This window comes from Armatimonadota bacterium, from assembly GCA_018268395.1.
Taxonomy (GTDB): domain Bacteria; phylum Armatimonadota; class Fimbriimonadia; order Fimbriimonadales; family Fimbriimonadaceae; genus JAEURO01.
In genome coordinates this window covers 860,297-873,509 of record JAFDWQ010000001.1, presented here as the reverse complement: position 1 = coordinate 873,509, position 13,213 = coordinate 860,297, and the positions used below count along the sequence as shown (strand labels likewise).

Here is a 13,213-nt window from a genome sequence, read left to right as displayed (position 1 = left end):
GACCCCTTTGATATAATCCGGCCAGCGCAAAGGAGCGCGGAACGAGATGTCGGTGACCACTACCCCCATGACCAAGCTCGATTACCTTCGCCTCATGATGATGAGCCGCGAAGGGGACAGGCGCGAAGCCATCCTCCTTCGCCAGAGCAAAGGCTGGTTCCATGTCGGCGGTACCGGGCACGAGACCCTCGGCGCACTCGCCCTCCATCTTCGCGAAGACGACTGGCTCTATCCGTACTACCGCGACCGCTCGATCATGCTCGCGCGCGGGATGACGAACTACTCTCTCGCCCTCGCTTACTTCGCCAAGCGCGAGTCGAGCAGCGGCGGACGCCAGATGCCGGGCCACTACAGCAGCCGGAAGCTCAACGTCATGAGCGTGTGCACCCCGACGGGCGGCGGCCTCATTCCGGCCGCGGGCACGGCCTGGGGCATGAAGCTGCAGGGCACGGACGGGGTCGTGGTCGCCACCATCGGGGACGCCGCCGCCCGCCAAGGCGAGTTCTACGAAGCGTGGGCGTTCGCGGTGCAGGAGAAACTGCCGCTCATCCTCGTCATCGAGGACAACAAGTACGGCATCTCCACCCCCACCGAGAAGTTCATGCCGCTCAACCTTCACGGCGTCGTCGGAGAGGAGCACCTCGTCAAAGTCGACGCGCGGCACTTCGACAACGTTTACGACACGGGCGCGCAGATCATTGAAAAAGCGCGCAGCGGCGAAGGCCCGACCTTGCTGTGGGCCGACCTCGACAGGCTGTCCTCCCACACGAGCTCCGACGACCACCGCGTCTATCGCCCGCAAGCCGAAATCGACGCGATGATGGAGCGCGATCCGATCAAGCTTTTGGCCGAAGAGTTGATCGCATCCGGCCAGCTCACCCGCGAGCGGTGGGAAGAGATGCAGGAGGAGGTCATGGTCGAGATCCGTGACGACTACGACCGGGCCGAGCAGGCCGAAGACCCGCGCAGCGAAGACCTCTTCAAAGACTGCTGGGGCGACGACGTCCCTGCGACCAAACCTCCCATCGAAACCGGCCAACTCACAATGGTCGAGGCCATTAACAAAACGTTCGAGAAGGCGCTCGAGAACGACCCGAACGTCGTCTTCTTCGGCGAGGACATCGAAGACCCCAAAGGCGGCGTCTTCGGTATGACCAAGGGCCTCACCGACAAGTTCCCCAAGCAGGTCCACAACTCTCCGCTCGCCGAGGCCACCGTCATCGGCGTCGGCGTCGGGCTCGCGTCGATGGGCATGCGCCCCGTCTTCGAGCTCCAGTTCATCGACTTCATCTGCCCGGCGTGGAACCAGATCGTCACCAACCTCTCCACCACCCGGTGGCGCAGCTTCGGCGACTGGAAGACCCCGATGGTCGTCTACGCCCCCTACGGCGCCTACTTCGGCGGCGGGTCGCTCTGGCACAGCCAGGCGAACGAGGGCTGGCTCGCCCACGTGCCGGGCCTAAAGATCGCGATCCCCTCCACCCCGCAGGACGCGGCCGGCCTCTTCTGGTCGGCGATCCATTCGGACGACCCTTGCTTCGTCCTGATCCCGAAACACATCTTCCGCGTGCGCATGGACGTGACCGCGGTCGAGCCCGTGCCGTTCGGTAAAGCGCGTACGGTCCGGGAAGGGTCGGACGTCACCGTCGTGGGGTGGGGCAATACGGTCCACCTCGCTGAAGAGGTGGCGGACAAGCTCGCGGGCGAGGTCAGTGTGGAGGTCATCGACCTGCGCACGATCGTCCCCTGCGACTACGAGGCCGTGGCCCGGTCGGTCGAAAAGACGGGCCGCCTCGTGGTCGTGCAAGAGGACACCCGCACGTGCGGCTTCGGCCAGGCGCTGATCGCGGAGATCACGGGCAAGCCCGAGTGGTTCGCCCACTTCCTCTCCGCGCCGCAGCTCTGCAGCCGCCCGGACGTGCACATCGGCTTCCACCCGGCGTACGAGTTCGCCGCCCTCGTGTCGGTGGACGCCGTGGTGAAGGCCGTCCGCACGACGATGGAGTAAGGAGAGGGTTTGGGGGATCGGGATCCAAAGCTAAGCTAAACTATCGCAGAGCGAGGCAAAGCAAAGGAATGCGATCGACCTCGATCCCCAACCCCGTTCTTACGCCGCCTTCTTCGCGATGGCCATCGTGACCTGACCGACCGGTAGCGGCTGGACGGGCGTCGCCTGTCCGGTCGCGACCTTCACGAAGCGGTAGCCCGCCGCGTAGTAGCCCGGCGGCACCGTGACGTCCTTGCTCAATGTGCCGAGCACGAAAGCGAAGTAAGCGCCCGTCTTGTACTTTTTGCCCGGCTTGCGGTTGCCGTTCGCCAAGCGCTCGTAAACAAGCTCGGTCACGACTCCGACGGAATTCGGGACATTGGCGTTGTAAGTCAGCTTGCCTGACCCTGCCGTGACCGTGATGACCGGGACGTCGCCAAGGAACTCCGAGGTCGGAGGGTCTTGCGGGATCGTGCCGCTCGGCGAGACGAGCAGGAACTTCGTGGAGAGCTGGACGAAGTACGCCAGCCCGCTCTGCTTGCGCATCTGGCCGTTGGCGTTGCGCTTTTTACGCTTGGCCGCCTCGTAGTTCCAGGCGTCGACCTTCGCCTTCGGCAAAGATTCGAAGGTCTGGCTCGCCTTGCGGAAGTCGTTCCGCACGGTCTGCTGTGCGGGAGTGTTCGGGTCGGCGGGCATCTTGAAGTTGAAGAAGATCGTCCCGTTGTCGGTCGTTTCGTAGGTCAGGTTCCCGTTGCGGCCGCTGAGGCCCTGGCAGTACCCTTCCGGGTGGAAGATCGGCATGTTCTTATACGCATCCTCGCAAGCCCGCCCGCTTCGTTCCGACGGTCTCGATCGGCTCTCGCCTACGATCCTTCGGCCATGAGCCCGGACTCACGAGGAGTTCCTTCCGTACTTTGGAGTGTGATTTGAGGTGTGATCAGAGAATCCTGGTAGTTGTGTGGGCAGGTCAGCATTGGCCGCTGCGACCTGCCCGGGCGACGTTCGCCCATTCAGGCGACCTTTCCCTGGCTCTTTGTCGGCTCTTGTCACGGACGGGAGTGCGAACGGGTACGGGCCATCCCGTTTGAGCGATGCCACGCATCGGGAGGTCATTCTGAATTGGACGTGCCGCCCCAAATGGGCCCGCTCACCCCGGGGAACCAATGTAGAATAAGTCAATGTCATGTGGGCAGAGCAATTATGTTAGTCATGTCGATCCCGCAAATCCAATTCCTGCGGAGTCTCCTGAGGGCCCGACTTCTGTTTGGGGGCCTGCCTTGGTCGTCTCCAACAGTCCCGAAACGGTGCCCGAGCTATCGAATCTCCGAACAGTGGGAAATGTCCAAACCCATACCTTGCACAAATGTTCACTTTCCACGTTCACCGTTCGGAACGTCCGAGTGTTCACCTGGCATCTGAACTCGTCGGGATCTACACTCTACTTTCAACTCGCGTTAAGCGTATCAACGGGATTTGGCACAATCTACAATCAGAAACGCCAACTCGGTGTTGCGGCGGGTAGTTACGTTGCAACTGGATTATGCCTTTCCAAAGCCCAGCTGTACGGAACATTGGATCCATTTGTGATCGGATCTCAAACCTTGTCTACTTCCGAGAACATGCTCTGGAACATTCCCGTTCAGAACAACGAGCTGATTGCCTGCGTTACCGAGTTTTCGGTCGTGGTAGCTACGGCCGCTAACCTACAAGTACGGTCGTCCGTCTCTAATTCTGCGTCCCTGGGCGGATCCTGGCAGGAGGATCCGGCGGCGTCAACGGATAATCATGTCAGAGGATGTTGGCAGTACTCCAGCGCATCGTTTGCAGGGGGCACATACGATGTTAAGCCAATCTTACACTCAAACCCAAGGTATCTTTCTGTCTGCGAAAAAACCGGGCCCGAACACGGATCAAATGCGTTTGGGGAAAGCTCTGGCGCAACGTGGGTGTCTCCTGGTGGAAACGTTGGATGCTACGGAGCAAACCTCTACTATGACTTCGAAATCATCAATTCGGGGGGTCAATCATATCCATTGGACGTAGCCGCAATTGCCCGCAACACGGGTGAGGCGTACTTTGGGTCGGGAAGAATTGAATTGCCTAATGCATGGCAACCTCGTGGAGTGCCTGCGATTACGTTCAACGATCCGAATGATCCCGGGGCCGAGCACAGTTGGATCGAATACTGCTCGGATGAAGATGGTACAGCCAATTTGCTCTCGTTTGAACCTAGCGAGGTTCCGACTATTTTGAGGGTTTCCGTAGCAAACGCTGGTGGATCTGCAACCCCATTCAGTATTGGACTGTCGGGATTAGCTTTCGAAGATGTCTTCAATCCTCAGTAGAAGGTCAATATGCTCTCGGTAATGTTCTACGCGTCCATCTCCTACTCCATACAGCCCATTGAATTCGTTCATGTTGCTGATATGCAGGCCAAGGAGCCTGCGCCGATCTTTGAGAACTACAATCTCCGACCCCTTGTAGGAGATCAGGCGGATCGAATCTACTCCGGTTTCGCCCGCTTCGCCGTTTATGATGTCAAGAACCAAAGGATTGTGGGCGAAGACAGCCTTTTCAGCGGGATGCGGGTCGAACAGGGCCGGCTCCGACCGTTCTCCATGACGGTCAGCCAGTCGGCATACGGCCCTAAGAAAGGCCTCTCCTATTCCTGGGAGAACGCGCTGAAGCACAGTCGAACACCACACCTGAGGATTCAATCGGTACCAGATAAGGACACGCTCTTAGCAGCAGGAGGCCCGTTCCTGACTTCAGCTACGCCACGTAGACCGTTCTACGCCTGTTCGATCGTTCATCTCGCGCGACGGACGTTTCCGCCGAACGTCGACTCGGGCTTTTGGACTCGCCAAGGTGAAAGGGTCGTCTGCTTCGGCGCCAAGCGACGTTCAAACGGTTCCGCCGACTTCTTTCTTGCTCGCAAGCCTTCGGACGCCTCCGAGCGGTGGAGCCTCGTCCGATTTTCGGTGAAGGAAGGCCAGGGTGCGGTCATGAGCCCTCTGGGCACGTTCAGTGGCGGCGACCTGAACGTCATCGGATGGAGCCCGTATACCGGGCACTTCGTCGCCCACAGTTCGGGAGGCGCGACGGAGTACACCCAAAGCGGAAGGGCGTTGGTGTCTTATCGCGGTGCTTTCGTGCGGGCCGCATTCACGCCACTTGGCCTTCTCCTCACAGGCCCGAATCCCGTTTCGGCCCATCCCGCCGACAGGACTTGCCTCGCCAAAGGTGGAACCCTCACCGACATCCGAAAGGGAAAGATGTTTGCAGCCAGTGCGTCCGGACAGTATCTCGTCTTCAAGGAATCCGATGTCTACAAGCTGTTCCGTGTCCCGAGTTGATCCTTTCAGAAGGACGATGCCTCCAGGCTCGTCACTGTCGCGTTCGGATTGAGGAGGCTTTCGCAGTCTCGGGGCAGCGCACAAACCAAACATCCGGCTTCACTTGACTGGCTCCTGTTTCGCAGGAGGCTTTTTCGTTGTCGCGTTCGCGCCTGACTTGATCTTGTCCGCAATATCACCTCGGATGACTTGATTCAACAGTACGGCGCACACTGCGTCGACCGAAAGAGTGAAGCCGATTCCGCGTTGTAGCTCAGTGCGAATGGCCAAGAGCACCTTTTCTTCACAGAGCTTTTCAGCGACCTTTAACGGATTGAGCACTTGCGCGCGCGACCAATGGTCTTGGAGCGCATTGGCGCGAAAGCCTTCCTTCGATACCAGGAACAAGGTTTCGACTTTGTCCTTCAACGGCGTTTCGGCGTCCGTTAACCGAACGCTGAAGACCCGTTCTGTGCCTCGGTCTGCTCCCGTGAAGAGCCGGTAGACTTGCCACTCGTCTCCATTGGTCAGTAGCCCCCAGTCGTGGCCTTGGTTGGCGGCGTAGCCAATGATCTGGAACATCTGCTTTTCCTCAAGCTTTGTTCCGACAGACTTGACTTCGACAAAGAAGCGGATCTCATCGCCGAGCTTTACTCCAAAGTCGGCGTACTGCCCTTTGACGCTGTACTCGCCCGTCACTTCGAAGAATGGATCATAACCTAGGACGTCGCCCAGGACGGCCTTGACGATGTCCCGTGTATCCGCTTCATTGACGCCCCGGTTTTTGGCCTGCTCAATGATCTTCGTGTACTTCTTCAGCCCGTCGCTAATGCGTTGCTTGGCTGTGTCCACATACTTGGCCATCGCGAGAGTATAGACGTTCGGCCCTTTGACTCAGCGGTTCGCCAGAATTGCCTTTGGTCCTGTGCTCGTCGGTGCATTCCTGGTCGTGACAGCTCTTCATTGACATCGGTTAAAGGGCCTGCCAACACCTTGCATCCTCCTGTGATCCTCCTGTGATCCTCCTGTTCTCCTCCTGTCGCGACAGGAGGAAGGCAGGAGGAGAGCCGAAGATCGAGAGGTGGAGGGTGGGCGTCCAGAAGCCGAGAATCAAAACAGCAATGGCGAAGTTCGTCCTCGGCGGGTTGGGGAGCAGCCTCAGCGGCAAGAACGGGAACGTGGTCTACGTCCGTACCTCGGGCGGGGTCGTCGTGCGCAACCGTCCGCGCCGCAACAACCCGCAGACCGGGGTCCAACAGCAGAACCGCATCCGCATGACGAAGGCCGTCGCCGTCTGGAGCGGGCTCGACCCGGTCCTCGCCGAAGCCTGGCGCCGCTATGCGGCCGGCCTCGCCGTCACCGACCCCGAGAGCGGCCTGCCCCGAGTGCCGAAGGCCATGAACGTCTTTACCGGCCTCTACGCCAAGCTCCTCCAGCTCGACCCTTCCGCCGCCCCTCCCCTCCCGCCGGGCAACCCGTTCTTCGGGGACAGCGTGGTGGTGGCGGTACAGGCTGCAGATAGCGCTTTGCATAGCACTGCAATGGCTTTGCATGGCTCTGGGGAACCGATGCATGGCTCTACAGCAGCGATGCCGGGCCCTGCAGTGGCTGCTGACGAATCCAAGACTCCATGCCAAATCAAAGCCGTCGCTAAGCCACGCAAAGCCTCGGCAGAGCCAGGCAATGCCATCGCTAAGCCGTGCAGTGCCACTGCCGAGCCACGCCAAGCTTCTCCAGGGCTGGGAATCCTTTTCTCCGCCGACCGCCCCAACTCCTCGGGCGTCGTGACCGAGCTCCTCCTCCAACGCCTGCCGGGGCGGAACTGTCGCTCCTATCGCGACAAGTACCGCCATCAGAAGTTCGTCGCGTTCACGCAGGGCGGGCTCGAGGCCACCGTCCCCGCACAGCCGGGCTGGTACGCCTGCGGAGTGCGGTTCGTCAACGTCACCACGGGACAGGACACGCCCGTGGCGGAGTTAGGCGTAGTCGGGGTCTAGGGGATCGTAGACCTCCTCCCCTCGCCATCGTGAAGCGACGCAAAGCGATCGCCGAGCCGGGCACGGCTTGCGCCGCCCCGGCTCGGCTTCCGCCTTACTTCGGGCTCCCGGGAGTCGGATATTGTACTTTGAGCACCGCGATGCCGCGGCTGAAGCACGCCATCCAAAGCTCGTAGCCGCCAGCGACCGGCCGCACTTCGAGGTCGGTGATGATGTAGTGCGGGAGGCCGCCGAACCGCCATTCGCCGTTCGGGGGCGCGGGGAAGGTGCCGATCTTCGCGCCGTCCCACCAGAGCAGGCCCATGTCGTCGAACGGGAACTCGCGCCCGTAGGCCATCCAGAGCCGCCCGTCCGAGGTCCGCGCGAGGGGCTGCACGTATTGGCCGGGGAAGGGCCAGTTCACGCCATAACGGAAGACGGCCTGCTTCTGGCCCGTGGCCGGATCGACTTTGACAAGGGCGTTGCCGGAGGTCGTCGCACTGCTGTACGTGCCGGCCCAGGCTTTGCCGTCCGCGTCGACGACCAGGCTGTTGAACTCCGCACCAAGTCCTGTCAGGCCGGGGACGGAATCGATCGGGGCGGAGAATCGGTGGACTCCGTCCGTCCGGACGAGTTCGGGGCCGAGCACGCCCCAGACGGCGCCAGGTTGCACAGTGTCCTTGACGACTTTGTTGAACCAAGCGCCGGCCTCGACGAAGGTGTAAGCACCATTAACGAAGTAGCCGATGCCGCCATAGTGGTTGGCGACCCAGACCCGTCCGGTCGAGTCTTCGGTGTAGTTCTGGACCTGGTCGGGCCCACCGGAGAACGCCGTCCAAGCCGTGCCGTCGAACTCGTGCGAATAGTCGTTGAGGGGGTTGACGACGACCTTCCCGTTCGAGGGGCGTACCAGGAGGGCTTCGCTCTGGGGCGAACCGAACGGCCAGGGGCCGCTGAGACCGTAACCCAGGTCGTTGACGTAGGTCTTCCACCTGATCCCGTCGAACCGGGCCATTCCGCCGACCCCGGAGGACGCGTTGGCGCAGACGTAGACGTTCTGGCTGAAGGGGTCGAGTGACAGGTCTTTGTTGAACAGGTCGAACTGGCTCGTGTTGGTGATCCGATACCGTTGCCAGACGCCGTTGGAGGCCGTGCGCTTCAGGGCGCCGCCCATGCCCGTGCCGCAGAGCCAGACGTTGCCCTGGGCGTCACGGTCGATGGCGTCGATGAACGCGCTGTGGGGAACCGGGCCGAGATCTGTCCAAGTGCTGCCATTGAAACTTTGCAAGTGCATGAAGCCGTCGACGATAAGGCACTGCAGGGTGCCGAACGGCTTGACGGCGGCTTCCGACACAGGGCCGTTGGGCGGGGGCAGGGGCGGGGTCGTCCAGGTGCCGTCGGGCTTGAGGATCTGGAGCCGCTCTTCGAGCTGGTTGTTCACCCACCGCTTGATCCACAGGTTGCCGACCGCATCGACGGAGTCCTTGGCGGGGATATGGGACGGGTTGCCCGCGACCGGGGCGAAGACCGTCCAGGTTTGGGACGTGCTGTCCCACCGGTCGACGTTGCCGACCTCGTATCCGACCGGCGAGCACCAGACGAAGTAGCCGCCGCCCGGTTTCGGTTGGACGGCGATCTTGTCGCCGCCGTGCCCGGGGAAGTTCCTCCAGGTCTTGGCGACAGGGTCGAACCTCGTCAGGCCCCCTCCGCCCCAGACCGAGCTGGACGCCGAGACCCACACCGTGCCGTCGGGGGCGAGGGAGACGTCCTGCGTGACGCCGCCGGGAAGGGGGGAGTTGTCGTTGCCGTAGCGGACGAGGCTGCGTGGGCCTTGGGCCAGGTTCATTCTGAGAAGTCCGCGATAGGTGCCGATCCAGATGTTCCCGAGGCCGTCGCCTTCGATGTCGGTCGCCCGGCAGTGACCAGTGTCGTTGGCGCTGCCGAGGGCCTGGTAGTCGATGTTCGAGACGTTGAACCAGCGGTCTTGGGCTTGGACGAACTTGGCGACGCCGCCTTCCTCGGCCAACGGGTCGTACCCGCCGATCCAAGGGTCGCCGTCGGGGCCGATCCAGAGCGCTTCGTTGGTGTCGCCCTGGATGCCTGTGTTGCCCGGGCGGTAGTAACGCCACGAGGTCTTCGGTTGTCCTGCGGCGAAGACGTTCGCGGTCAAGAGGGCCGAAAGGGTCAGAGACGACAAGACTTTTCCGTTCAAAAGATTCCCCTTTCTCCTTGCGGAGAAGCCCGTCTCAGCAGACGGGACACCACAAGAGTAGCGGGAAAGGACCGGTCTGATACATGGGGCGGGACCGTCTGCGCACCGAGTCCGGTCAGGTGGCCGGGGGAACGGTCGACGTCCTGTCAAAGTTGAGCAGGTCATGACAAGCGAAGGACGGGGAGCATGATCAGAGGACCGTGGGAGGGGTTGGCGCTGATCGCGGTGGCGACCGTCGCTTTCGGAACCGGCGGCGGCCTCGTCGGCCTGTTGCTCGGCCTTGCCGTTCCGGGTTACTACGTCGCCGTCTTCGACGGCCCGGTCGATCCTGTCCCGACCGGGATCGGCCTGGGCGTGACGCAAGGCCTTGGGGCGGGCGTGCTCGTCGGTGCGTTCCTGGTCGTGTGGTTCACCCTGCGCCCAGGGAAGCTCAGGACTTTGGAGCGCGATATCTGACGAAGGTCGGTCGCAAACCGCCACGACGGGCGTCATCCTGAAAGCAGGAAGCGCACATGAGCAGAAAACCTGGCGTCCCCATTGTCTTCGTCTCGACCGCCGCTTTGGCGTTAGCGGGCATCGCTCTTGCCGGCGGGGCCCCAGCGGTCGTCGGCAACGTGTTCTTGCAAGACGTCACACCTGGAGCGGCGCAGGCGGGACACGCGAACATCAAGGGCACCTTCCGTGCGGGGCAGGTCTTCGTCCAACAGGCCTCGAACGGCACGATCCCGGTGGTCGGTAACAGCACGACGGCTTCTCCGGGCAATTTGGGAGGCAGTTTCAGTTCGGCGGGGCCGGACGGGCTCGGGGTCCGCGGAACGGCCACGGCCATGAGCGGCGGCGGCAGCGGCGTCTACGGCGAGTCTCGGGCCGCCGGTGGCTTCGGAGTCCGCGGTTTAGGCAACACGGGAGTGTTCGGCCAGTCCAATTCCTCGTCGGGAGTCGGGGTGCAGGGGCGGAGCACCGTGTTCGGGACTCCGGGCGTCATCGCGGAGAACACGGTTCCGGGCGGAGACGCCGCGTGGTTCTTCGGAAACGTTCAGATGAAGGGCGGGAACAAGATCCAGTTCTACGATTCGAACGGGTCGCCTTCCTCTGATCTCTTCTATTTCCTCCTCAGGATGGGACGGCCGAATTTGGGCCACTTCACGGGCATGCGGGAGGACCGTATGGTCTTGGAGCGGGACAGCTTTATCGGCGGGTCGTGGGTCATCGATTCCCAGCGCAAGACGACCTTGAGCGCGACCGTGAAGAACTTCGTCGAACCGGATCCCGACGACCCGCAGCGCGACATCGTCTACGCGTGTATCGAAGGGCCGGAGGCGGCGATGTACCTGCGCGGCACGGGGAGGTTGGTCGATGGTCGCGCCCACGTCTCGTTGCCCCACCACTTTTCCGCTTTGGCGGAGGCACGGGGGATCACGGTGACCTTGACCCCATGTACCTTCGACTCGCAAGGCTTGGGCGTGAAGAACAAGAGCGCGAGCGGATTCGACGTCGGCGAACTGGGCCACGGCCGCGGGTCGTTCGAGTTCGACTGGGAGGTCAAGGCGGTCAGGAAGGGTTTCGCCGACTATCAGGTCTATCGCAAGTGGGACGAGCGGATGTCCCCTTCCGACGACCGCGCCAAGGCGTATGCGACCAGGCTGCAGATGATGGCCGAAGACCGCGCTCTCCGGGGCACGTCCAAGGGGCCTTGAACTCGTGCAGGCAGGTCACGGGCTATCGACAACGGACTGAACTCAAGTAAGACTGCGGTGACTCGCGGTCGGCAAAATGCTTCACGATGAACGGGATGAAGGGATCCGCGACGTTTGTGATGGCGGTCGTGTCGGCAATGGCGCTGGCCCAGCCTTACGCCAAGTACAAGATCGAAGCCTTGCCTGTCGCGAACCCTCCGGGAACGCCACGGGGCCTTTCGGACGACGGCCGTGTCGCGGGCTACGTTTCGACATCGGAAGACGCGCCGTTCTATTGGAGCCGGTCCGAGGGCACGATCCTCCCCGGCCAGTATCCGAACAACCACGGGACAGTCTTCAACGACGTGAACAGCGCGGGCACGTGCGTCGGCGTGACCGGCCTTTCAGCGGGCCTTTACAAGGCGCTGACGTGGAGCAGTTCCGGAGGCTACAAGTCGCTGAACGGGCTGCCAGGACGTGGCATCACGTGGGCGGGGAGCGTCGCCGACAGCGGTAGCGTGTGCGGAGTTTCTCTGAGCCTTACGAACGGCACGGGACGGGCGACCCTCTGGGAGCCCGGCAAAGCGCCCCGAGACCTCGGGACGATCTACGACCAGTACTCCGAGGCCGTGACTTTGAACAATTCGAACGAGGTGATCGGTACGAGCTCGGACAACAACGGGCTTCACGGTTCTTGGCGCTGGTCTCCCACGGACGGCCTCTCCACGCTTTCTGCATTGAGTCTGGGAGAGGAGGCGGGCGTCAATTCGATCAACGATGAGGGCGTCATCGTCGGCCATTCCAGCGTCGGTGTGCACGCGCGACCGACACTCTGGAGGCGCGGAAGCGGCCCTGAGCTTGGTGCCTTACCGACCGGGTTCACGGAAGGCGGCCTGCGGTTCGTGACGAACGACGGGCTCTTCTTCGGAGAGGCCGTCCAGGGTTTGGCTCGGTCGCAATATTTATGGCGGGAGGGACAGAACCCGATGCTACTGACCGACCTGATGGACGATTCCTGGTCGGGCTGGAGCCTTCGGCAGGTGCACGCCTTCAACAACGCGGGTCAGTTCACGGGAACGGCGGTTTACCAAGGCGTACAACGGACGTTCCTTGCGACGCCCGTACCGGAGCCTTCGGGGTTCTTGGCGGCGCTGCCGTTGCTGCTCGGTCTTGGCGCGAAACGAAAGAACCGGGCGCAAAAAAGGCTTCATTGATCACGAAGCGGGCATGTGGAAGGGTTCGTGGTCGGCGCCGTTGAAATCCCTGGTCTCGGAATTCCGGCAGAGTGACTTCACGAAAAGCACGTCGATCACGAGCGCTTCCGCCCCGATGTCAGAATACAGCCATGCGGTGGCTGTTCGCGCTGATGGCCGCGCCGATGCTGATCGGTAAGGGCAAATGGTTCTTCTGGGGCGAGGTGGCCATGCTCTTTTTCGGAGCATTGACGCTCTTCGTCTGGATGGCCGCACCGTTAGCCATGGCGTGGGCCTGGGGTCTGAACTGGTCCTTGCCGTGGCTCGTACCCTCCACGGCCGTCATCATGGCCTTCCTTCTCACACGGGACAGGCTTGAAGGGGGTTGAACTCCGTCCCCAAGGGCCCGCGGTCCGCAGGCCGAAGTCGAATCGGGTGGGCTTCACGATTGGCAACAAGATTTGGACGCTGAAACCCGTCAACGTTTGGAGGTCCTCTTAGCCGGCCCGTCGAAGCCCCAACGTGCCTTGATCGCGATGCTCGGAGGCTTGTTAGGCTTTGAGTTCGCGGTGCTGGTCTTATGGCAGTGGGCGCTCTGGCTGGCAGTGACCATGCAGGCCTTCAAAGGCTGGGGCGGCGTGTTCGGAGGGTTGATCTGCGCCGTCCAGATTTGGCTTTTCTTTGGACAGCCAAAGGCCGGTTCCGCTTTGGGAGCGAATTGTCCCGTAGGTCCGAAGCCCGACGTGCCAAACAATCCTGATTAGTGCGTCGGCATCGACGGGGCACTGGCTCTATGGCAACCGAGCGAACCGTGGCCCTCTCCTCTCCGTTCGC

The 13,213-nt window shown here is 62.0% G+C and carries 12 protein-coding genes; 8 read left to right on the top strand and 4 right to left on the bottom strand.

The genetic code is table 11. The features are described 5' to 3' along the window. Positions 1 to 46: 46 nt before the first annotated feature. A complete protein-coding gene (locus tag JST30_03980) occupies positions 47 to 2,008 on the top strand; it encodes a 2-oxoisovalerate dehydrogenase (protein ID MBS1713476.1) in 1,962 nt (653 codons plus the stop codon). Between the two features lie 99 nt (positions 2,009 to 2,107). Here JST30_03980 and JST30_03975 read toward each other — a convergent pair whose 3' ends face one another. Both JST30_03975 and JST30_03970 read right to left on the bottom strand, forming a co-directional pair. Further along, a complete protein-coding gene (locus tag JST30_03975) occupies positions 2,108 to 2,788 on the bottom strand; it encodes a hypothetical protein (protein ID MBS1713475.1) in 681 nt (226 codons plus the stop codon). A 1,511-nt stretch (positions 2,789 to 4,299) separates the two neighbouring features. Further along, positions 4,300 to 4,677: a hypothetical protein gene (locus JST30_03970; GenBank protein ID MBS1713474.1), complete on the bottom strand. Its 378-nt coding sequence runs from the start codon at positions 4,675 to 4,677 to the stop codon at positions 4,300 to 4,302. A 315-nt stretch (positions 4,678 to 4,992) separates the two neighbouring features. Here JST30_03970 and JST30_03965 point away from each other — a divergent pair, with 315 nt between their 5' ends. Continuing rightward, on the top strand, positions 4,993 to 5,343 hold the full coding sequence (locus JST30_03965; protein MBS1713473.1) for a hypothetical protein: 351 nt from the start codon (positions 4,993 to 4,995) through the stop codon (positions 5,341 to 5,343). Between the two features lie 99 nt (positions 5,344 to 5,442). Here the strand turns inward: JST30_03965 and JST30_03960 are convergent, their stop codons facing one another. Beyond that, a complete protein-coding gene (locus JST30_03960; GenBank protein MBS1713472.1) occupies positions 5,443 to 6,186 on the bottom strand; it encodes a type I restriction enzyme HsdR N-terminal domain-containing protein in 744 nt (247 codons plus the stop codon). Positions 6,187 to 6,338: 152 nt separating this feature from the next. Here JST30_03960 and JST30_03955 point away from each other — a divergent pair, with 152 nt between their 5' ends. Then, entirely contained in the window at positions 6,339 to 7,319 is a 981-nt protein-coding gene (locus JST30_03955; GenBank protein ID MBS1713471.1) for a hypothetical protein, read from the top strand. Between the two features lie 94 nt (positions 7,320 to 7,413). On the opposite strand, the gene JST30_03950 is transcribed toward JST30_03955, so the two are convergent. Next, positions 7,414 to 9,510, bottom strand: coding sequence for a hypothetical protein (locus JST30_03950; GenBank protein MBS1713470.1), 2,097 nt, complete (start codon positions 9,508 to 9,510; stop codon positions 7,414 to 7,416). Positions 9,511 to 9,696: 186 nt separating this feature from the next. Between JST30_03950 and JST30_03945 the strand changes: the two genes are divergently transcribed. The 5 genes from JST30_03945 (at position 9,697) to JST30_03925 (ending at position 13,143) form a co-directional block, all read left to right on the top strand. Then, a complete protein-coding gene (locus tag JST30_03945) occupies positions 9,697 to 9,966 on the top strand; it encodes a hypothetical protein (GenBank protein MBS1713469.1) in 270 nt (89 codons plus the stop codon). Between the two features lie 56 nt (positions 9,967 to 10,022). Continuing rightward, entirely contained in the window at positions 10,023 to 11,207 is a 1,185-nt protein-coding gene (locus JST30_03940) for a hypothetical protein (protein MBS1713468.1), read from the top strand. 86 nt (positions 11,208 to 11,293) lie between these two features. Next, a complete protein-coding gene (locus JST30_03935) occupies positions 11,294 to 12,400 on the top strand; it encodes a hypothetical protein (GenBank protein ID MBS1713467.1) in 1,107 nt (368 codons plus the stop codon). A gap of 131 nt (positions 12,401 to 12,531) precedes the next feature. Then, positions 12,532 to 12,768 (top strand): hypothetical protein, encoded by a 237-nt coding sequence (locus JST30_03930; protein MBS1713466.1) that lies wholly within the window; start codon positions 12,532 to 12,534, stop codon positions 12,766 to 12,768. A 138-nt stretch (positions 12,769 to 12,906) separates the two neighbouring features. Next, entirely contained in the window at positions 12,907 to 13,143 is a 237-nt protein-coding gene (locus tag JST30_03925) for a hypothetical protein (protein MBS1713465.1), read from the top strand. Positions 13,144 to 13,213: the final 70 nt, after the last annotated feature.

What these genes read in the sequence shown, in the direction of transcription:
- JST30_03980 (MBS1713476.1), top strand. Translation starts at nt 47, where the DNA reads ATGTCGGTGACCACTACCCCCATGACCAAGCTCGATTACCTTCGCCTC.
- JST30_03975 (MBS1713475.1), bottom strand. Translation starts at nt 2,788, where the DNA reads ATGCCGATCTTCCACCCGGAAGGGTACTGCCAGGGCCTCAGCGGCCGC.
- JST30_03965 (MBS1713473.1), top strand. Translation starts at nt 4,993, where the DNA reads ATGAGCCCTCTGGGCACGTTCAGTGGCGGCGACCTGAACGTCATCGGA.
- JST30_03960 (MBS1713472.1), bottom strand. Translation starts at nt 6,186, where the DNA reads ATGGCCAAGTATGTGGACACAGCCAAGCAACGCATTAGCGACGGGCTG.
- JST30_03945 (MBS1713469.1), top strand. Translation starts at nt 9,697, where the DNA reads ATGATCAGAGGACCGTGGGAGGGGTTGGCGCTGATCGCGGTGGCGACC.
- JST30_03940 (MBS1713468.1), top strand. Translation starts at nt 10,023, where the DNA reads ATGAGCAGAAAACCTGGCGTCCCCATTGTCTTCGTCTCGACCGCCGCT.
- JST30_03935 (MBS1713467.1), top strand. Translation starts at nt 11,294, where the DNA reads ATGAACGGGATGAAGGGATCCGCGACGTTTGTGATGGCGGTCGTGTCG.
- JST30_03930 (MBS1713466.1), top strand. Translation starts at nt 12,532, where the DNA reads ATGCGGTGGCTGTTCGCGCTGATGGCCGCGCCGATGCTGATCGGTAAG.